General features: G+C 69.3%; 15 protein-coding genes and 1 pseudogene. 5 read left to right on the top strand and 11 right to left on the bottom strand.

What is annotated here, in order from left to right; genetic code table 11:
• Positions 1-170: 170 nt before the first annotated feature.
• From narI to ABZS54_RS06590, 5 genes are all read right to left on the bottom strand, one after another.
• Positions 171-959 carry a respiratory nitrate reductase subunit gamma gene (narI, locus tag ABZS54_RS06570; protein WP_355531725.1) on the bottom strand — a complete coding sequence of 263 codons (789 nt, stop codon included), beginning with the start codon at positions 957-959 and terminating at the stop codon, positions 171-173.
• Complete coding sequence (gene narJ, locus ABZS54_RS06575; RefSeq protein ID WP_355531727.1) at positions 956-1600, bottom strand: nitrate reductase molybdenum cofactor assembly chaperone; 645 nt, start codon at positions 1598-1600, stop codon at positions 956-958. Before narJ ends, narI begins: the two co-directional genes overlap by 4 nt.
• Positions 1597-3318 (bottom strand): nitrate reductase subunit beta, encoded by a 1722-nt coding sequence (narH, locus tag ABZS54_RS06580; protein ID WP_355531729.1) that lies wholly within the window; start codon positions 3316-3318, stop codon positions 1597-1599. Before narH ends, narJ begins: the two co-directional genes overlap by 4 nt.
• Positions 3318-7037: a nitrate reductase subunit alpha gene (locus tag ABZS54_RS06585; RefSeq protein WP_355531731.1), complete on the bottom strand. Its 3720-nt coding sequence runs from the start codon at positions 7035-7037 to the stop codon at positions 3318-3320. The genes narH and ABZS54_RS06585 overlap by 1 nt, the downstream gene beginning before the upstream one ends.
• 331 nt (positions 7038-7368) lie before the next feature.
• Positions 7369-8622 (bottom strand): NarK/NasA family nitrate transporter, encoded by a 1254-nt coding sequence (locus ABZS54_RS06590; RefSeq protein ID WP_355531733.1) that lies wholly within the window; start codon positions 8620-8622, stop codon positions 7369-7371.
• A gap of 606 nt (positions 8623-9228) precedes the next feature.
• Here ABZS54_RS06590 and ABZS54_RS06595 point away from each other — a divergent pair.
• Together ABZS54_RS06595 and ABZS54_RS06600 are read left to right on the top strand one after the other, a co-directional pair.
• Positions 9229-10338: a CapA family protein gene (locus ABZS54_RS06595; protein ID WP_355531735.1), complete on the top strand. Its 1110-nt coding sequence runs from the start codon at positions 9229-9231 to the stop codon at positions 10336-10338.
• Between the two features lie 198 nt (positions 10339-10536).
• Positions 10537-11109, top strand: a complete 573-nt coding sequence (locus ABZS54_RS06600) for a dihydrofolate reductase family protein (protein ID WP_355531737.1) — start codon at positions 10537-10539, stop codon at positions 11107-11109.
• Positions 11110-11189: 80 nt separating this feature from the next.
• Here the strand turns inward: ABZS54_RS06600 and ABZS54_RS06605 are convergent, their stop codons facing one another.
• The 4 genes from ABZS54_RS06605 to ABZS54_RS06620 form a co-directional block, all read right to left on the bottom strand.
• Positions 11190-11591, bottom strand: a complete 402-nt coding sequence (locus ABZS54_RS06605) for a hypothetical protein (protein WP_355531739.1) — start codon at positions 11589-11591, stop codon at positions 11190-11192.
• A 154-nt stretch (positions 11592-11745) separates the two neighbouring features.
• A complete protein-coding gene (locus tag ABZS54_RS06610; RefSeq protein WP_355531741.1) occupies positions 11746-12627 on the bottom strand; it encodes an ornithine cyclodeaminase family protein in 882 nt (293 codons plus the stop codon).
• Between the two features lie 56 nt (positions 12628-12683).
• The gene (locus ABZS54_RS06615) at positions 12684-13817 is read right to left on the bottom strand and encodes an aminotransferase class I/II-fold pyridoxal phosphate-dependent enzyme (protein WP_355531743.1); all 1134 of its coding nucleotides are present in this window, start codon (positions 13815-13817) and stop codon (positions 12684-12686) included.
• Complete coding sequence (locus ABZS54_RS06620) at positions 13814-14074, bottom strand: helix-turn-helix domain-containing protein (protein ID WP_355531745.1); 261 nt, start codon at positions 14072-14074, stop codon at positions 13814-13816. Before ABZS54_RS06620 ends, ABZS54_RS06615 begins: the two co-directional genes overlap by 4 nt.
• A gap of 653 nt (positions 14075-14727) precedes the next feature.
• Between ABZS54_RS06620 and ABZS54_RS06625 the strand changes: the two genes are divergently transcribed.
• Positions 14728-15027: an SH3 domain-containing protein gene (locus tag ABZS54_RS06625; protein ID WP_355531747.1), complete on the top strand. Its 300-nt coding sequence runs from the start codon at positions 14728-14730 to the stop codon at positions 15025-15027.
• Between the two features lie 307 nt (positions 15028-15334).
• On the opposite strand, the gene ABZS54_RS06630 is transcribed toward ABZS54_RS06625, so the two are convergent.
• Together ABZS54_RS06630 and ABZS54_RS06635 are read right to left on the bottom strand one after the other, a co-directional pair.
• A complete protein-coding gene (locus ABZS54_RS06630; protein ID WP_355531749.1) occupies positions 15335-15835 on the bottom strand; it encodes a cupin domain-containing protein in 501 nt (166 codons plus the stop codon).
• A gap of 160 nt (positions 15836-15995) precedes the next feature.
• Complete coding sequence (locus ABZS54_RS06635; protein ID WP_355531751.1) at positions 15996-16451, bottom strand: asparaginase domain-containing protein; 456 nt, start codon at positions 16449-16451, stop codon at positions 15996-15998.
• Positions 16452-16569: 118 nt separating this feature from the next.
• Here ABZS54_RS06635 and ABZS54_RS06640 point away from each other — a divergent pair, with 118 nt between their 5' ends.
• Both ABZS54_RS06640 and ABZS54_RS06645 read left to right on the top strand, forming a co-directional pair.
• Positions 16570-17865, top strand: a complete 1296-nt coding sequence (locus ABZS54_RS06640) for an Ig-like domain-containing protein (protein WP_355531753.1) — start codon at positions 16570-16572, stop codon at positions 17863-17865.
• Between the two features lie 417 nt (positions 17866-18282).
• Positions 18283-18659, top strand: a pseudogene (locus tag ABZS54_RS06645) (phospholipid carrier-dependent glycosyltransferase); the annotation flags it as partial.

Raw genomic sequence — 18659 nt, forward strand, 5'->3', positions numbered from 1 at the left:
ACGCCGCCGCGTCGGCGCACCGCTGCGCGGGCGACCCGGCGAGGGCGAACAGCGCTTCTCGCGAGTGGTGGCGGTGCGGGGTCGGACGGTCGGGGCCGCTTGGCTGCCCGGCATGACACGGGGGCTATGCGAGGTCCTTCCTGGTGGCGGGGACGACGCCGTGTGGTCGTTCATCGGGTGCGCTCCCATCCTCGCCGGGGAGCCCGCGAGCCCAACCGCGCATCCCGGCTGCGGTAGACGATGTAGGGGCGAGTGACGTAGCCCAGCGGAGCGGTGAGCATGTGGACCAGCCTGGTGAAGGGCCAGACCGCGAACAACGCCAGCGCGCTGAGCGCGTGGAGCTGGAACAGCAGAGGTACGCCGGTCATCAGCGCGGGGTCGGGCCGTAGTTGGAAGATCGACCGGAACCAGGGGGAGATGGTGGTCCGATAGTCGTAACCGTCGCCGATGATGTTGGCGGCCACGGTGGCTGCCAGGCCCAGCATCAAGGCGAGGGTGAGCATGACGTACATGAGTTTGTCGTTGCGGGTGGTCGCGCTGAAAACGGGTCCGACGATGCGGCGCCGGTAGACGAGGATGGCCAGTCCGCCGAGCGTGCTCACCCCGGCCATGGTTCCCAGGACGACGGCGGTGACGTGGTAGGTGTGTTCGGTGATCCCGACGGCATCGGTCCAGCCGTGCGGGATCAGCAGGCCCCCGATGTGGCCGATGAGCACCACCAGGATGCCGAAGTGGAACAGCGGGCTGCCGATGCGCAGCAGTCTGCTCTCGTGCAGCTGGGAGGAGCGGGTGGTCCAGCCGAACTTGTCGTAGCGGTAGCGCCAGAGGTGACCGCCGATGAACAGCACCAGGGCCACATACGGCAGGATCACCCACAACAGGACGCCCTGCGTGCCCGGTTCGGCGGCTGCGGCGTGCTGGAGGACCGGATTCGTCGGCGTGGTCGTCATGGCGTTCATCGGCGGTTTCCCACCGGGTCGGGCATGTACGAGGGCGGCGCGAAGGGGGCCAGTCCCACCTGTTCTTCGGGCGGCCCCTCCGCGGCAAGCCGGGCGACGGCCTCCCGCTCGTCCCCGACCAGCGGCGGCAGGGTCGCCGACACCGACTCCAGGACGTCCGCCCATGGGGCGGACACGTCGCGCAGGGCCAAGCGCAGCAACTCCACACCGGCCCGGTGCTCCAGCAGCAGCTTCCGACCGACTTCCGGTTCGGTTGCGGCGAATTCCAGAACGACCGCCAGGTGGTCGGGGAGTTCGTCGTCCGAGAGCCGCAGGCCGGCGGCGGCGTAGGTCTGCTTCATGCTCAGCAGCGCGATCCCGCGTTTACGCGTGTCGCCGTGGGCGTAGTAGGTCAGGAATGGGCAGCAGCGCCTGCGGTGGTCGAAGACGGCGACGTACTCGGCGGCCAGGTCGTCGACACCGGTGGCCTCGACGTGGTCGAGGAACCGGTGCAGTGGGGTCGCGATCGGCCCGGGCAGGGCCGCTGCCGCCTCGCGGGCCAGGCGGGCGTGCCCGCGAAGGTGCTCGCCGGGGTAGGCCAGCAGCAGCGACTGGACCTGCCAGGCCGATACGTACAGCGTGACGGGGGTGCGGCGGGTCATGGCGTCGGCTCGCTCTCGGCGTTGGGATCGGTGCCTTCCGTCAGCTGCGCCGGCGGATCATCCTCGCTGCCGGGACGGTGTGGAAACAGGCCCTTGGGGGTGCCCTTGCCGTCCCAGTCGAGGAGGTTGACGCGGCTTGCCTTGTCCGCCGGGTCGGTGACGGAGTCGGTGGTCTGGCGGGCATGCAGCATGCGGAAGTTCTCCACCGCGACCGGGGAGGCGCCGCCGGAGGACTCTCCGAAGGGTCCGGAGCCGCCCATGCCGGGTCCGCCCTCGTAGTCGAGGCTGCACTCGGTGCCCAATTCCTCCAGACCGTGCGCCTGCTCGGCGTGTGCGGGCGGGATGACGTAGCGCTCGTCGTACTTCGCCAATGCCAGGAGCCGGTACATCTCATACAGGTCCTCTTCGCCCATGCCGACCGCCGCGGGGACCGAGGCGTCGGGTTCGCGGCCGAGGTTGATGTCGCGCATGTAGCTGCGCATGGCGGCCAGTCGCCGCAGCACGGCGTCGACGGGTGCCGGGTCGCCGGCGGTGAACAACTCGGCGAGGTATTCGACGGGGATGCGCATGGCGTCGATGGCGGCGAACAGGTTGTGGCGGTTCTCGGCGTCGTGACCGGTGCCGCCGACCGCGTCCACGACCGGCGAGAGCGGCGGGATGTACCAGACCATCGGCATGGTGCGGTACTCCGGATGCAGAGGCAGCGCGACCTTGTAGGTGTTGATCAGGGCGTGGACCGGCGAGCGTTGCGCCGCCTCGATCCAGTCCCGAGGGATGCCCTCGCGCTCGGCCGCTCGGATGACTTCGGGGTCGTGCGGGTCGAGCAGGACGCCGCGCTGGGCCTCGTACAGGTCTTTGTCGTCGGGCGTGGCGGCGGCCTCCAGGACCCGGTCGGCGTCGTACAGCACCAGGCCGATGTAGCGCAGGCGTCCCACGCAGGTTTCGGCGCACACGGTGGGCAGTCCGACCTCGACGCGAGGGAAGCAGAAGGTGCACTTCTCGGCCTTGCCGGTGCGGTGGTTGAAGTAGACCTTCTTGTATGGGCAGCCGGTGACGCACATCCGCCACCCGCGGCAGCGGTCCTGGTCGACCAGGACGATGCCGTCCTCGGTGCGCTTGTAGATCGCGCCCGAAGGGCAGGAGGCGGCGCATGAGGGGTTGAGGCAGTGTTCACAGATCCTGGGCAGGTAGAACATGAAGGTCTGCTCGAACTCGAACTTGACCTTCTGCGAGATCTCGGCGAGCAGGACGTCCTTGTGTCCGTGTTCCGGCGCCCCGCCGAGGTTGTCGTCCCAGTTCGCCGACCAGTTGATCTTCATGTCCTTGCCGGTGATCAGCGACTTGGGCCGGGCGACGGGAGTGTGCTCCTGGAGCGGGGCGTTGATCAGGTTCTCGTAGTCGTAGGTCCAGGGCTGGTAGTAGTCGTCGAGGGAGGGCAGTTTCGGGTTGGAGAAGATGGTGATCAGCTTCTTGAACCGGCCGCCCGCCTTGAGCGTGAGGCGTCCTCGCTCGTTGAGTTTCCAACCGCCCTTCCAGGTCTCCTGGTCTTCGTAGCGGCGCGGGTATCCCTGGCCGGGCCGTGTTTCGACGTTGTTGAACCAGACGTACTCGACTCCGCTGCGGTTGGTCCACGCCTGTTTGCAGGTGACGGAGCACGTGTGGCAGCCGATGCACTTGTCGAGGTTCATCACCATCGCCATCTGGGCCATGACCTTCATCAGTACGTCACCTCCTGGGACCGGCGGCGGATCACGGTGACCTCGTCGCGCTGGTTGCCGGTCGGGCCGAGGTAGTTGAAGGCATAGGACAGCTGGGCGTAGCCGCCGATGAGGTGGCTGGGTTTGATCAGCAGCCGGGTCAGGGAATTGTGGATGCCGCCGCGCCGGCCGGTGGTCTCGGTGCGGGGGACGTCGATGAGCCGGTCCTGCGCGTGGTGCATGTAGACGGTGCCCTCCGGCATGCGGTGGGAGACGACCGCGCGGGCGACGACGACGCCGTTGCGGTTGACCGCCTCGATCCAGTCGTTGTCCGCGACGCCGATCTTCGCCGCGTCCTGGTCGCTCATCCACACCGTCGGCCCGCCGCGGGAGAGGGAGAGCATGAACAGGTTGTCCTGGTACTCGGAGTGGATGGACCACTTGTTGTGCGGTGTCAGATAGCGCACAGCGATGCCCAACTCGCCCAGGTCGCCCACCTCGGGTTCGTTGAACAGGGCGTGCATGTTCAGCGGTGGCCGGTAGACCGGCATCCACTCGCCCAGTTCCGCCATCCAGTCGTGGTCGAGGAAGAAGTGCTGCCGTCCGGTGAGGGTGTGCCAGGGCTTGAGGCGTTCGACGTTGATGGTGAACGGCGAGTAGCGGCGTCCGCCGGCCTCGGACCCCGACCATTCGGGAGAGGTGATCACAGGAACGGGCGCCGCCTGCGTGTCGGCGAAGGTGACCTGCTTGCCCTCGTGTTCGGCTGCCAGATCCGCCAGTTGTGTGCCCGTGCGGACCTCGAGAGTGCGGAAACCTTGGGTCGCCAGATGTCCGTTGGTCGTGCCGGACAGGGCGAGGATCGCCTCACACGCCTGGACGTCGCGGGCGATCGAGGGCCGCCCGTCGGCCACACCGCCGTGGACGGTCCCGTTCTTGTGCCGCAGGTACTCCAACTCGCGGTCCACCTTGAACGTGACGCCCTTGGTGGTGGCGCCCAGGGTGTCCAGTAGCGGCCCCAGCGCGGTCATCTTCTCGGCCACGGCCGCGTAGTCGCGCTCGACGGTGACGAGTTTGGGCATGGTGCGGCCGGGAACGGGTTCGCACTCGCCCGTCTTCCAGTCCTTGACGCGGCCGTGCGGGGTGGCCATGGCGTCGGGGGTGTCGTGGAGCAGTGGGGCGGCCACCACATCGGTGACCGTGCCCAAGTGGTCGACGGCCAGGCGGCTGAAGGTCTTGGCGATGGTGTTGAAGGCGTCCCAGTCGGTGCGGGTCTGCCAGGGCGGAGCGATGGCCGGGTTGAACGAGTTGACGAAGGGGTGCATGTCGGTGGTGTTGAGATCGTGCTTCTCGTACCAGGTCGCGGCCGGCAGCACCACGTCGGAGTAGAGGGTGGTGCTGGTCATCCGAAAGTCCAGCGACAGCAACAGGTCGAGCTTGCCCGTGGGGGCGTGCTCGCGCCACACGACGTCGCGGGGACGGGCGCCCTCGGGTGCTTCGGTGGCGCGGACGGAGGAGTCGGTGCCCAGCAGGTGCTTGAGGAAGTACTCGTTGCCCTTGGCCGAGGAGCCCAGCAGGTTGGCCCGCCACACGGTCAGCACCCGGGGGAAGTTCTCCGGGGCGTCGGGATCCTCGACGGCGAAGCGCAGCCGTCCCGCCTTCAACTCGTCCACGACGTACGGACCCACCTCCCGCCCGGCGGCCTCGGCGTCGGCGGCGAGAGCGAGCGGATTGCGGTCGAAGGTGGGATAGGAGGGCATCCAGCCCAGGCGGGCGGACTGCGCGATGACGTCGGCCGTCGCCCTGCCGGCGAACGTGCCGCCGGCGGAGGCGGCGGCGAGGGTGTCGGCACTGAACGGGTCGTAGCGGAACTGGTCGGTGTGCAGATACCAGTACGCGGTCTGGATCATCTGCCGGGCGGGTCGGTTCCAGTCGGCGGCCGTGGCCAGCGCCGAATAGCCGGTGATGGGGCGGACCTTCTCCTGGCCGACGTAGTGGGCCCAGCCGCCGCCGTTGACGCCCTGGCAGCCGGTGAGCGTGGTCAGGGTGAGAAAGGCCCGGTAGATGGTGTCGGAGTGGAACCAGTGGTTGGTGCCCGCTCCCATGATGATCATGGAGCGGCCTCCCGATTCCTCGGCGTTGTCGGCGAACTCCCGCGCGATGCGGGCCGCCTTCTCCGCAGGGACACCGGTGATCGTCTCCTGCCAGGCGGGGGTGTAGGGCTGCTGCGGGTCGCTGTAGCCGGCGGGCCATCGGCCGGGCAGGCCCGAGCGGGCCACGCCGTACTGTGCCAGCAGCAGATCGAAGACCGTGGTCACCATCCGGTCGCCGATGCGGCGGACGGGCACGCCGCGCGACAGCAGCCCGGCTTTGCCGTCGGGGGTGTCGAAGCGGGGCAGTTCGACGGCGACGGGCGCCTGGGCGCCGCCGTCCGCGCTCAGCAGCGGGTCGATGTCGCCGAGGTCGAGGTTCCACTTGCCGACACCGGATTCGCCGTAGCGGTGGCCGAGTGTGCCGTTGGGTACCACCGGCCGGCCGGCGGAGTCCAGCAGCACGGTCCTGAATTCGGCGTTCTCGGCGGTGGCTTCCTCGCCGCCGAGGTCGGCGGCGGTCAGGAACTTCCCCGGCACCCAGGTTGTGTCCCCGTCGCCTTGGTCTCGCTGTTCCAGAGTGACCAGGAAGGGCAGATCGGTGTAGCGCTTGACGTAGTCGATGAAGTAGTCGACCTGCCGGTCGACGAAGAACTCCTTGAGCAGCACGTGGCCCATGGCCATGGCCAGGGCGCCGTCGGTGCCGGGCTGGGCGGCCAGCCACTCGTCGGCGAACTTCACGTTGTCCGCGTAGTCCGGTGCGACCGCGACGACCTTCTGCCCCCGGTAGCGGGCCTCGGCCATCCAGTGCGCATCGGGGGTGCGGGTCACCGGGAGATTCGAGCCCCACATGATCAGGTACCCGGCATCCCACCAGTCGCCGGACTCGGGGACGTCCGTCTGGTCACCGAAGACCTGCGGTGAGGCGACGGGCAGGTCGGCGTACCAGTCGTAGAACGACAGCATCGCCCCGCCGAGCAGCGAGTAGAAGCGGGCACCGGCGGCGTGGGAGACCATCGACATGGCCGGGATCGGAGAGAAGCCCGCCAACCGGTCCGGGCCGTACTCCTTGATGGTGTGCACGTGTGCGGCGGCGATCATCTCGGCCGCCTCGTCCCAAGTGGCCCGCACCAGACCGCCCTTGCCGCGCACCGACTTGTAGCGGCGCGAGCGCTCGGGATCGGAGACGATGTCGGCCCAGGCCAGGACCGGGTCGCCCAGACGCTGCCTGGCCTCCCGGTACATCTGCAGCAGGACCCCATGCACATACGGGTAACGCACTCGGGTGGGTGAGTACGTGTACCAGGAGAAGGCCGCCCCGCGCGGGCAGCCACGCGGCTCGTATTCGGGGCGGTCGGGCCCGACCGAGGGATAGTCGGTCTGCTGCGCCTCCCAGGTGATGATGCCGTCCTTGACGTACACCTTCCACGAGCAGGAGCCGGTGCAGTTGACCCCGTGGGTGGAGCGCACCACCTTGTCGTGCGACCACCGGTCTCGGTAGAAGTCGTCCGCCGCGCGTCCGCCGATCCGGTGCAAAGTCCGCCCGTCGTCCGACACTTCGGCTCGGGTGAAGAACCGTCGGCTGCGCACCAGCGCGTCCGTGAGCCGGCCGTCGATACCCGCTCGTTGCCCCGATCCGGGGTTGCTACTCACCGTGCCACTCCGCTTCCGGGCGCGCCTGCCCGTTCGAATGTGATCGGTCCTGGCGCAGGCGACTCCAGGACCACGATCCGGTCGGGGAACTCCGTTGCCGTCGTGGGACGGAGACCGTGCTCCTCCACTCGGGTGGGTGGGGCCGGCACGGCGGCGATCCGCCGGCCCGGTTTTGCCCTCCGGGGTGTGTCGCCGTCGCGGCGGGCGGCGTGTACCCGGCCGATCGGATCGACGACGGTGTCGTGTTCGCGGGTGGGTTCTTCGATGGAGGCACCGTCCGGCAGCTGCGGTATTCACACATAGCCGAGTCCTCGTGGAGATGTGGGGGCGATCATGCGGGCGTTCGGGTGAGGCCGGGCCGGGCGCCGGCGGCGGCCCGTCGCACCCCGGTGACGGTGAACACGAGTGCGGCGACCGCAACCAGAACCAGCAAAAGCAAACCCAGGGCATAGCTCCCGGTGGCGCTGAAGATGACCCCCATGACCAGGGGCGGGACGAAACCGCCCAGGCCGCCTGCGGCGCCGACGACGCCGGTGATCGAGCCGACCTTGTTCGCAGGCGCGAGGAGGGCGACGAGGGCGAAGGTGGCGCCGCTGCTCGCGCCGAGAGCTGCGGCCATGGCGAGGAAGGCGACGGTGCCCACCGGGGCGAGGGGCGGGGTGGCCGACTGGACGGCCGCGCCCACGATTACGACGGCCAAGGCGCCCGCCAGGACCCGGGTGGGGCCCATTCGGTCCGAGAGCCACCCGCCGACCGGGCGCATGGCCACGGCCAGCAGGACGAAACCGGCCATCCGGTTCGCCGCGTCCGCCTGGCCGAGTCCGTAGCCGGTCTTGAGGTAGGTCGGCAGGTAGACCGAGAAGGCGACGTAGCCGCCGAACGCGACCGCGTACAGGGCGGATGCCTGCCAGGTGAGGGGCAGCCGCATGGTGTCTGCCAGCCGCCGGGAGAGCGGTTCGCTCGGGACGGTGCGGCCGGGTGCGTCGCGCAGCAGTACCGCTGCGAGCACGGCGTACAGGGCGAGCGTTGCGGCGGTGATGAGGAAGGGATTGGCCATACCGTGAGCGTCGACGAGCTTGACGGTCGTCAGCGCGCTGATCGCCGTGCCTCCCATCCCGGCTCCGAAGATGCCGATGGCCGACCCGCGTCGCTCCGGTGGGAACCAGGCGCTGACGAACGGCACTCCGACAGCGAAGGCAGTCCCCCCGATGCCGAGGAAAAAGCCGCCCGCGAGCAGGGCGATCAGCGAGGAGTGTCCGGCAACGCCCAGGTAGAGCACGGGCACGATCGTCGCGGCCGACACCAGAGGGAACATCACTCGGCCGCCGAACCGGTCGGTCAGCGCCCCTACCGGAACCCGTCCGAGGGAGCCGACCACGACGGGCACCGCCACCAGCAGGGACTGCTCGAACGAACCGAGCGCCAGGGACTCCTTGAACCGCGGGCCCAGCGGGCTCAACAGTGCCCACGCCCAGAAGTTGACCGCGAATCCCAGCGTCGCCAGCGTGAGCATCATCCACGCGCGACCGCCCGGGCCCCCTGCCGGCGCCGGTGCCGTGTCGGCGGTGTCGTCAGGCGCGCGCATCGTGTACCTCTCGGTCGAGTCGTGACGAGAGCGCCACCCGAATGCGGGACGCTGCGGTCCCGACACCGCCTCGGCGGCTCCCAGCCACCAGATTCGTCGAACCTGCCTGTGACCGCATGGGCCATTGGTCCCGTCGACCGGTGTCTACCGGCCGTGGCCACCAGCGGGTCGGGGCAACATGGGGGTGGCCGCACAGCTCGCCGGAAGGTTGTCGGGCGCCAACAGCCGTACCGCGACGGCGAGGATCGCAGACGTCGAAGAGGGCCCTCGACTTCAACGCCGGCACGACATCGGCTACATGCGACTACGGCCGGCGGATCTTGGGACCGCCCACATGCTTCGGTCCGGAAGCTGGACCTCGCCGGCCTCCTCGACCACGTCATGGACGACCTCCTCCACGCCCGATTGCCGAATTTCACCGAACGAACCGTGTGAAAGCGGAAGAGCGGCACAATTTTTCGGCTTGCCCGCCAGGGGTCCTCGACAGGAAGGTCCTTACGCGCCCCGCCCGCCTGCGCCGACTTTGTCCGGCTCGCGGATGTCCCGTCGTCCCGGTCACTCGGGTGCCACATGCGCCACCGTGCCCGGCAGTGGAACCCTGGGAGTATGAAGAACCGTCACGTGACGCTGTGTCTGTGCGGAGACGTGATGCTGGGCCGCGGCATCGACCAGATTCTTCCGCACCCGGGTGATCCGTCTCTGCGCGAGGGTTTCGTCGGCGACGCGCGTGACTACGTGCGATTGGCGGAGGAGGCCAACGGGCCCATTCCCCGACCGGTGGGCTTCCGTTGGCCCTGGGGCGACGCACTGGACGTCCTCGACGCCGAGGCACCGGACGTCCGGATCGTGAATCTGGAGACCGGCATCACCACGAGTGACGACTTCGAACCGTTCAAGGCCGTGCACTACCGGATGCACCCCGACAACATTCCGTGCCTGGAGGCGGTCCGTCCGGATGTCTGCGTCCTGGCGAACAACCACGTCCTCGACTTCGGCCGTGCGGGTCTGGCGGAAACCCTCGACGTGCTACGCGGGGCCGGGCTGCGCACCGCCGGCGCGGGGGGCGGCATCGCGGAGGCCCGGCGCCCCGCGGTGGTGCCCGTCGGGGAAGGCGGGCGGGTGGTGGTCTTCTCCCAGGGGATGCCGTCCAGCGGGGTACCGCCCGATTGGGCCGCGACCGAGAACCGCTCCGGCGTCGACTTCACCCACGACGCGTCGGAGCGGGGTGCTGCGGAGCTCGTCGCACGGGTGGGTCGGGCGAAGCTCCCGGGGGACATCGTGGTCGCTTCCGTCCACTGGGGCCCGAATTGGGGCTACGACATCGAGCGGTCGCAGACTCGGTACGCGCGCCGCCTGATCGACGGTGGCGTCGACGTCGTGCACGGCCACTCCTCGCACCATCCTCGGGCGATCCACGTGTACCGGAACAAACTGATTTTGTACGGCTGCGGCGACTGCGTCGACGACTACGAAGGCATCCGTGGCTACGAGTCCTACCGCGACGACCTGCGACTCCTGTACATCGCCACCGTGGCGCGCGATACGGGAGAGCTGGCCGCTCTGCGCATGGCGCCCCTGCGGGCCGTGAGGATGCGTCTCCGGCGCGCCCCACGCGTTGATGTCGAGTGGCTGGCGACAACGCTGACCCGGGCCGGCCGCCCGTTCGGGACCGAGGTGGGCCCGGAGCCCGACGACTGCCTCGTGCTCCACCGCTGACCGACCGCGCGGGCGCCTCGTCGACGGGCTCCGCGGCATCATCGCCCGGCCGGCCGGCGGGCCGTTCGAAGAAGTCGGGCGGGGGCCGATGAGTTTCCCCGCGATCCGCAGTCCAAGATCATGGCTGGTGCGGCGCGACATGAGCGCGCTCTGGCCGAATCAGCCGAGAACCCGACACGAGACACCGAGGAACCTTTGATGCGTACTTTGATCAGCACCGCCTTCATCTCGCTGGACGGCGTCGTGGAGGGCCCGGGCGGGGAGCCCGGCTACCGGAACTCCGGATGGACGTTCAAGGACGTCGAGTTCCTCCCGGAGGCGTTCGAGATCAAGGGCCGGGAGCAGAAGGAGGCCGCCGCGATGATGATGGGCCGGGTCAGCTACCGGGCGTTCAGCGCGGTGTGGCCGGACATGGCGGACTTCGCCGACTACAAGGTGATGCCGAAGTTCGTCGTTTCCACCACTCTCACCGAGAACGACCTGGTGTCGAACTGGGGCGAGACGACGATCCTGCGTTCGCTCGACGACGTCGCCGCGCTGAAGGAGACCGAGGGCGGTCCGATCATCCTGCACGGCAGTGCCTCCTTGAACCAGGCCCTCTCGGACGCCGGCCTGATCGACCGCTACCACCTGCTGGTCTTCCCGCTCCTGCTCGGCGCGGGCAAGCGGCTGTTCAGCGCCACGGACAAGGACACCCAGAAGCTGAAGCTCGTCGAACACCAGGCGTACGCCAACGGCCTACAGAAGAACGTGTTCGACGTCGTCCGCTGACCGGGCGCCCGACGGCTGTGTCCGTGCCGAGCGTGAGGCGCGGCCGACACCGCCGGTCGGCGCACTGTCGTGGCGGGGCCTCAGGCGCGGCGCGGAGAGCGCGGGTTGGAGGAGTCCGCGTCCTGGGGATCGACGCCGGTGGTCGCGGTGGCGTCCTCGCCTCCACTGGGACGACGGGAGGGCCCCTTGGGGCCTCGGTCGTGTGTGCCCTTGCCGCCGGATGTAGCGCCTTGTTCTTCGCCTCGGCGTCCCAAGCTTTCCACCGTGTCGCCGGGCACCTCCTCGGTCTCCTCCTTCGACTCGGTCCGTCCGGGTCCCGGAGGTGGGGCGAATTCGTCCGGATGGAACGACCGGTGCGCGCTGTCGTTGTCACCTTGGCGCCTGGCGTTCACGGAGGGGGACCAGCCGCGGTTGTCGGCGTCGACGCGGCCGGCGGCGCTCTCGTTGCGGGACTTCTCGGCAGGGTTCTTGCGTGTTGTCATGGCGTACCGCCAACATCGTCCCCGAGACCCCGCCCAAGCGGACGAGGGCGCCCCAAGTCTAACCGCCACGTGGTCCGAGCGATCGGGTCGCCGAGCGCGGTGCGGCGAGCCACGGTGACCCTCGGCGACCCGCCACAGGTAGGAGGGGGTTGGCTCAGGGCAGCAGGTTGCGCAGGACGACGGAGGCGAGGGCGGCGTCGAGCGCGCCGACGCCGGTGAGGTCGGCGATGGTGATCGCGTTGAGCGGTCGGTGGGGTGGGTTCTTCAGGAGCAGACCCGCGGGGTGGTCGGTGTGCCGGCCTGCGGTGCCGCTGCGGACCGCGTGGCCGAAATCGCCGTGGTCGATGCACTGCTCGTGGTCGTCGGTGGCTATCAGCTGTGCGCGGCCGAAGAGGGCTGCGGGTAGTTCGTTCTTGTGGGGCATGTCGGCGCCGATGCCTGTGACGTGCGTGCCTTCGCCGACGGCCTGCGCCTCAAGGACGGGGGAGGTGGCGGGGGTAGTGGTGACGATGATGTCGGCTTCGGCCGCCGTGCGGGCGGTGGCGGGGCGGGCGTGGAGTCCTTGCGTGTCCAGCCAGGTGCAGAGGTTCTGTGCCCGGTGCAGGGCGCGGCTGTGAACCAGGACGCGAGCGAGGGGCCGGAGCCGGGCCAGCCACGTTACTTGGAGACGGGCCTGTTCGCCGGTGCCGAACACGGCCAGGGTGGTGGCGTCGGGACGGGCCAGGGCGTGGGTGATCAGTGCGCCGGCGGCCGCGGTGCGTAGGGCGGTCAGCAGTCCGCCGTCGTTCAGGAGGGCGCGGACCTGGCCGGTGCGGGCGTCGAGTGCGCAGACCAGGCCGTGGTTGGAGGGGAGCCCGTTGCGGTTGTTCCGGTAGAACCCGGTGGCGATCTTGACGGTGAAGGTGTCGGAGCCGGTGATCCATCCGGCTTTGACGTGGCAGTCCCCTTCGGCGTCGGGGAAGTCCAGGTGCAGGGGCGAGGGGACGGTGGTGCGGCCTTCGGCGTGGGCGATCAGGGCCTCGCGGACGGTGTCCATGACGAGATGGGGCGGTGCGGCCTCGGCGATGGCTGGTCTGTCGAAGAGGGGGAGGCTCACCGGTGATCGCCCATCCATGAGGCGAAGGCATCCAGGCCCCGTTCGGGGTGGGCACGGCCGATACCGATGCGGAACCGATCGATGGGCGTCGGGGTGAGGTCGGAGCGGTAGATGCTTGCGGGCAGCAGGAGAACGCCGGCTTCCTCGACCAGGCGGGTGCAGAAGGTCTCGACGCCTTCGGCTCCCAGGTAACGGGGGTAGGCGACGCAACCGCCGTCGGGGGCCTGCCAGTCGAAGTGCTCGGGGAACCGGGCGAAGAACGCGTCGAACGCGGGGAGGTTCGCGGCGATCAGGGCCCGGTTGCGTTCGAGGATGACGGTGCGGGACTTGAGGGCGATGCGGGCCAGGACCTCGCTGGGCGCGGCGTTGCAGATGGTGGTGTAGTGCTTGGCCCGCTCCAGGCGCGAGCGCAGGTCGGCGTCACGGCAGGTGATCCAGCCGATGCGCAGTCCGGGTAGACCCAGGGATTTCGAAGTGACGTTCAGAGACAGGGCGCGCGGGGACAGGTCGGCGGCGTTGGGCAGGGTGCGCCGGGTGTCGCGCTCGAGGCCCCGGTAGACCTCGTCGCTGAAGAGGTGGATGCCGCGTTCGTCGCACAGACGGGCCAGCGCCGTGAAGTCGGCCGCGTCGATGACCTTGCCGGTGGGGTTGTTGGGGAAGTTGACCGAGACGACACGGGTGTCGGGACGGATCGCGGCGGCCACCGCGTCCAGGTCCAGGGCCCAGTCCCGGTCCGCGTCGAGGGCCACCCCCGTGACGTCGCACAGGGCGAGGGGAACGGTTTCCGCCGCCTGGTAGTTCGGGGTCACGACCACCGCATGGTCGCCCGCGCCGAGCAGGACGTTCATGGCGAGGTAGAGGGCTTCCTCGGCCCCGGCGAAGCAGATGACGTCGTCCGCGTCCGCTTGGGTGTAGGTCTGCGCGATCGCTTCCCGCAGGGCGGGGTCGCCGAAGGTCTCGGTGTAGCCCAGCGAAAGATCCTCGAAATCCTTGCGATCGGCGTCGTCGGCCAGCGCCAGCAACTCGCTCAGCGTCATCGTCTGCGCGTCGGAGGCGGTCAGGTGATGGCGAGCGGTGAATTCCCAGCGGGAGAAGTATCGTTCCAGGCGGAAGTCCGGCAGGCGCGTCATGACGAAGTCCTTTGAGCTCTGTGTTCGGCGAGCAGCGTGTAGAGGGTGGAGCGTGAAGCCTTCAGGGCGCCGGCGACCAGCGGGACGGCACGACGTACGGCGAAGACCCCGGCGTCGTCCAGCCGGCCGACGACCTCCCGGCGGTCGCTGCGGCTGAGGCGCTCGGCGGGCTTGCCGGCCTCGCGGACGTAGGTGCCGAAGATGTGCTGCACGTGGTCGGCCCGGTCGTGCTCGAACAACGGCTCCGGTCGCCGCACGGTGGGCGCACCGAAAGCGGCCAGGACCGATGCGGCCTGTTCCAGCGGGGTCGGTCGGTGTCCGGGTCGTGGAGGACCGCCTCGGTGTACGGGCCCAGCAGCAGTGCGACGGCCTGACAGACCGGGGCCCATGTCCGCACTCGCGGGTCCTGGTCCGGCTCGATTCCCATACTTGGACTGTACGTCCAGTTCGGATTGAATGTCCAGGTCGGTCGTTGTCGAACGTCCGTCGCTGCCGGCAAGGCCCGTCTGGTGCGCTGATTGGCGACTACTTGGCGAATCGGAGTCTCCGGCGACCCGTCAGGCCTGGGCTGACGCGGTTGTTCGTCGTCACGGACACGAGTACCGACCCCGGCCCGTCTTTGCCGAGATGTCGGGTGGCACCCCGTAGGGGTCGGGGTCGGCCCGGAAGCTCGGGCAGTGCTGTTCATGCGCGGAGCGCTGTCCCTCGCGTACTCGGGTTGCGCAATACGGATAGCCGGCCATGGGGTGTGGACCTAGCGTGAACCGCCGGCTGTGATCACGCGGTGGCCGATGTGCCGCCGACCCAGGTCGTCCGCACGTCTGCGGGCAGGAACGGGCATTCGATGAAATCCAGTACGGCAAACCATGAGCTCCGGGGGCAATCCACGACGCTTCGACGTCGACTCGGCATGGCGGCCGCGGCCGCGTTGCTCCTCACCGGTGGCGCGGTCGTCGTGGCTCCCAGCGCGACGGCCGCGTCGCATCCGTCGTGCGACCTGGACTTCAGGGACCACGTCGTGGAGATCTCCGGCAGCAACGTCCGGTTGCGATCCAAGCCGAGCGGCAACTCCACGGTGCTTCGGTTGCTGCAGAAAGGTGCCGACGTCACCGTCTACTGCCAGAAGGACGCCGGGGAGGCCAACTGGTGGTACTACGTGAAGCACAACGCCAGTGGGGTCAAGGGTTGGGTGTGGTGGGCGTACGCCTAGGCGCCCGCCGGCCCTGACGGGAGGGCGTCGCGGACGGCCGGCCGATGGTCGTATGGGCGCAGCGCGGTGACCGAGTGCTGCCCCGGCACCGCACCCGTGGTCGTCGAGCGTCGGTGACGTGGTGCGTCGACGGATGGCGGTTCGCCTGCGCCCCGGTGGGGTGGGAGGAGACCGCGCAGCCCGCCACGACCGCGGTCTCCGTCCCCGGCTCGACGCCGCCCGGCAGTTCCTCGCACCGGGACCGACCGGAACCGCCCATCGCCGAGGCGGTGGGCGGTTGACCCCGGCCGGCGCGCGCCGTTCGGTCTCAGCCCCGGCTCCGCGACCGGTTCCAGTTCTCGCTGGTGGTGAAGTGGGTGTCGTAGAGCTCCTGGACGTCGAGGAGGCTCTCCGGCGGCACCTTGCCGTAGGCGATGCGCTCCAAGTGCCGGAAATACTCGAAGCGTTCGACGCCCGGGGTGATCACGATCAGGATGTCCGCGTCCTCCCCCGGTGCGGCGGCGAACGCGTGGTCGAGGCCCGGCGGCACGATGACCACGTCGCCCTTCTCGGCGGTGACCACTTGGTCGCCGGACAGGAGTTGCGCCGTCCCGTCGAGCAGGTAGAACAATTCGGCCGACCGCGAATGCCGGTGCGGCGTGGCGCCGTTCGCGCCGTCGGCGAGGGTGACGCGCTGGGTGGACAGCGCGCCCCCGGTGGAACTGCTGTCCGCCAGGAGCCGGATGGTGGTCGGGGCGCGACCGATCACCTCCGCATCGGTGGAACGGAGCAGGACGGAGTCGTCGAAGCCGGGAACGATGAGCGACATGGTGTGTCCTCCCAAGTACTGCGGTGTCGTTGCGAGAAGACTCGTCCCTCCCTCTTGGAATCCACATGGACCCGACATGGAACACGACAGGACACCGATCCGAACCCCCGCTCCCCGTACGCGTCGGGCCACGGCGGACTGCGCACCGCGCGCCCGGTGTTCAACGCCCTGGAAACCCCGGAACGTGAGCGTCAGACGCTGCGCCGAATCCAGCGGCCTTCAGCGTGCACCGGTGCCGCCGCCGGTCCGCAACGCGGGACATTGGCGCCGAGGCCACTCGCGCGGCGGCAAGCAGGTGCGCCGGGCGGTCCGGGCCGGCGAGGGTGGGATCGCGCCTCGCGCCGGGGAACACCAGCGGCTGCTCGTGCGGCCGGACGGGATCGGCGAGGCAGGCCGTTTCCTCCAGCGTGTCGGTGCCGTGGGTGGGGCCACTGCGCCCGGCCGGTAACGGATGAACGCTATGCCCTGATCGCTCGAACCTGACCGCCCGACCCTCGAAATGCCCTGGCCCCGCGCAACGCGATCCGGCCGGGACGATGGTTTCCGTCGTGTGTGTCGTGGCCCCTGCCGAGACGATCGGAAGTCTGCGGCCTGCCGAGCTGCCTTCGGCAGACACTTCCGTTGGAGCGGGATCGGTTCCGGATTCGGGTCGTGATTCAGATCATGCCCGCAGGTCGTGACCTGGGCGGTGGACAAGGTTGTCATTCCGTTGAGAACGCGATCTAGGGGGACGCATGGCGAACATGGCCCGAGGCACCACGGCCGGCGCGGTCGACGGGAGACGCCCTTCGCGGCGGGCACGCAGGGTCCTGCCGGTACTCGCGCTGTGTGTCGCGCTGCTCGGCATGGGCGCGTGCAGCAGCGACGGCGACACGAAGGACAAGCAGGACGGCAAGGCCGACGCCACCGCGCAGAGCAAGGGCCCCGGCGCCGGCGACAACGCGCCGAAGACGTCCAAGGCCGTGGTTACCATCGCCCCGCAGGACGGCGCGATCGGGGTGGCCACCGACGGCGCGCTGAAGGTGAGCGTGGCCGCCGGCAAGCTGACCGAGGTCACCGTGAAGACCTCCGAGGGCAAGGCCGTCGAAGGCAAGGCGTCTGCGGACGGGGCCAGTTGGGTGCCGTCGGCGGCGTTGCAGACCGGTACCAAGTACGCGGTGTCGGCGACCGCGACCGACGCCGCCGGGCTGGTCTCGGCGCTGCAGTCCTCGTTCACCACGCTCACCCCGGCGAACACCAACTACGGCGTGTTCAACATCGACGCGAACGAGACGTACGGCGTCGGCATGATCGTCTCGCTGGACTTCACCAAGCCGGTTACCGACAAGGCGGTGGTGAACCAGTCGGTCACCGTCACCTCCGAGCCCGCCGTCGACGTCAAGGGCCACTGGTTCGGCAACCAGCGGCTGGACTTCCGCCCGGAGAAGTACTGGAAACCCGGCACGAAGGTCACGCTGCACCTGAACCTGGACGGCAAGCAGACCTCCCCGGGTGTCTACGGCAAGCAGAAGAAAGACGTCACCTTCACCGTCGGCCGCGCGCAGACCAGCGTCGCCGACAGCACCGCGCACACGCTGACCATCACCCGCGACGGCAAGGTTGTGGACAAGGTGCCGGCCAGCCTGGGCAGCAGCGAATTCACCACCTGGAACGGCAAGATGACGATCATGTCCAAGGAGGGCACGATCCGGATGTCCGGCCAGAGCGTGGGCTACGGCGCCGACTCGTACGACATCCCGGACGTCCCGCACAGCATGCGCCTGAGCAACACCGGCACCTACGTGCACGGCAACCACTGGTACAAGGACAAGGCCAATCCGCCGTTCGGGCGGGAGAACACCAGCCACGGCTGCGTCGGCCTCAAGGACGTCGTGGGCGGCGGCGACGCCAAGATGCCGGCCGCGTGGTTCTTCGCGAACTCGCTGATCGGTGACGTGATCGAGGTGATCCACTCGCCCAGTGAAGTAATCGCCCCGGAGAACGGTTGGAGCGGCTGGACGATGACCTGGGCCGGCTGGACGACGACCTGATCGGCCTCCGTCCCACCACCGGGGCCGCCGGCCCGGCGCGCACCCTGGAGTACGAACCGCCGCAGGGGCCGCCCGTGCGTGTGCGTTTCGACCGGAACGTGAAGGCCGAACGCCACACATGCCCGTGAGGCGTGCGTGGGGCACGCCGCACGGGCACGTTCGGTGTGGGCGACCGCCCGAGCCGGCGGTGCCCGCCGGAGGTCGAGATCGAGATCGACACGCAGTACGCGGCGCGTTCCATCGCCGCATGCTGCACCTCTGCGGCCTGCGGGGTCGCCGGGTTTTCCATTCACTCTGCGGCGATCGCCTGCCGCCCGCCTCCGCGTCACCAAGGCCCGGGTCGACAGCGGCTATCGAAGCAAGGCGCGCCAACTCGTCTTCACCCCCGGCTGGTTCGTACGCAAATACGATGCTCCGGTGACGAGTGACGTGGCGACCGGTCAGCCGACCCGCAAGCAACCAACGGAGGGGGATGTGGAGTTACCCGGCACCCCCGGCACCCCCGGTGCCGCACATGCCGAGGCCGAGGTTCGGGGGTGGACCTGGCCGCCGGCCCGAATACCGCATCGGGACCGGCCGCCGACGTCGCTGCGCGAGCGGTTGGTGCCCTCGTACACCGACAACAGCGCGTACACCGGCGGTGGCTGGTTGCCGTGCCTCCTGGTGACGCTGTTGGCCGGTTTCATCCGGTTCTGGAATCTGGGCAAGCCGCGGGCGGTGATATTCGACGAGACGTACTACGCCAAGGACGGCTGGTCGCTGCTCAAGCTCGGCTACGAGGGCACCTGGCCCAA

The sequence above is a fragment of the Embleya sp. NPDC005575 genome, assembly GCF_040605455.1.
GTDB lineage: Bacteria > Actinomycetota > Actinomycetes > Streptomycetales > Streptomycetaceae > Embleya.

Excerpts from the sequence above, each read along its gene's own strand:
- ABZS54_RS06610 (WP_355531741.1), bottom strand. The coding sequence starts at position 12,627 with ATGGACACCGTCCGCGAGGCCCTGATCGCCCACGCCGAAGGCCGCACC.
- ABZS54_RS06600 (WP_355531737.1), top strand. The coding sequence starts at position 10,537 with ATGCGTACTTTGATCAGCACCGCCTTCATCTCGCTGGACGGCGTCGTG.
- narH (WP_355531729.1), bottom strand. The coding sequence starts at position 3,318 with ATGAAGGTCATGGCCCAGATGGCGATGGTGATGAACCTCGACAAGTGC.
- ABZS54_RS06615 (WP_355531743.1), bottom strand. The coding sequence starts at position 13,817 with ATGACGCGCCTGCCGGACTTCCGCCTGGAACGATACTTCTCCCGCTGG.
- ABZS54_RS06590 (WP_355531733.1), bottom strand. The coding sequence starts at position 8,622 with ATGCGCGCGCCTGACGACACCGCCGACACGGCACCGGCGCCGGCAGGG.
- ABZS54_RS06640 (WP_355531753.1), top strand. The coding sequence starts at position 16,570 with ATGGCGAACATGGCCCGAGGCACCACGGCCGGCGCGGTCGACGGGAGA.
- narJ (WP_355531727.1), bottom strand. The coding sequence starts at position 1,600 with ATGACCCGCCGCACCCCCGTCACGCTGTACGTATCGGCCTGGCAGGTC.
- narI (WP_355531725.1), bottom strand. The coding sequence starts at position 959 with ATGAACGCCATGACGACCACGCCGACGAATCCGGTCCTCCAGCACGCC.
- ABZS54_RS06595 (WP_355531735.1), top strand. The coding sequence starts at position 9,229 with ATGAAGAACCGTCACGTGACGCTGTGTCTGTGCGGAGACGTGATGCTG.
- ABZS54_RS06605 (WP_355531739.1), bottom strand. The coding sequence starts at position 11,591 with ATGACAACACGCAAGAACCCTGCCGAGAAGTCCCGCAACGAGAGCGCC.
- ABZS54_RS06630 (WP_355531749.1), bottom strand. The coding sequence starts at position 15,835 with ATGTCGCTCATCGTTCCCGGCTTCGACGACTCCGTCCTGCTCCGTTCC.
- ABZS54_RS06625 (WP_355531747.1), top strand. The coding sequence starts at position 14,728 with ATGGCGGCCGCGGCCGCGTTGCTCCTCACCGGTGGCGCGGTCGTCGTG.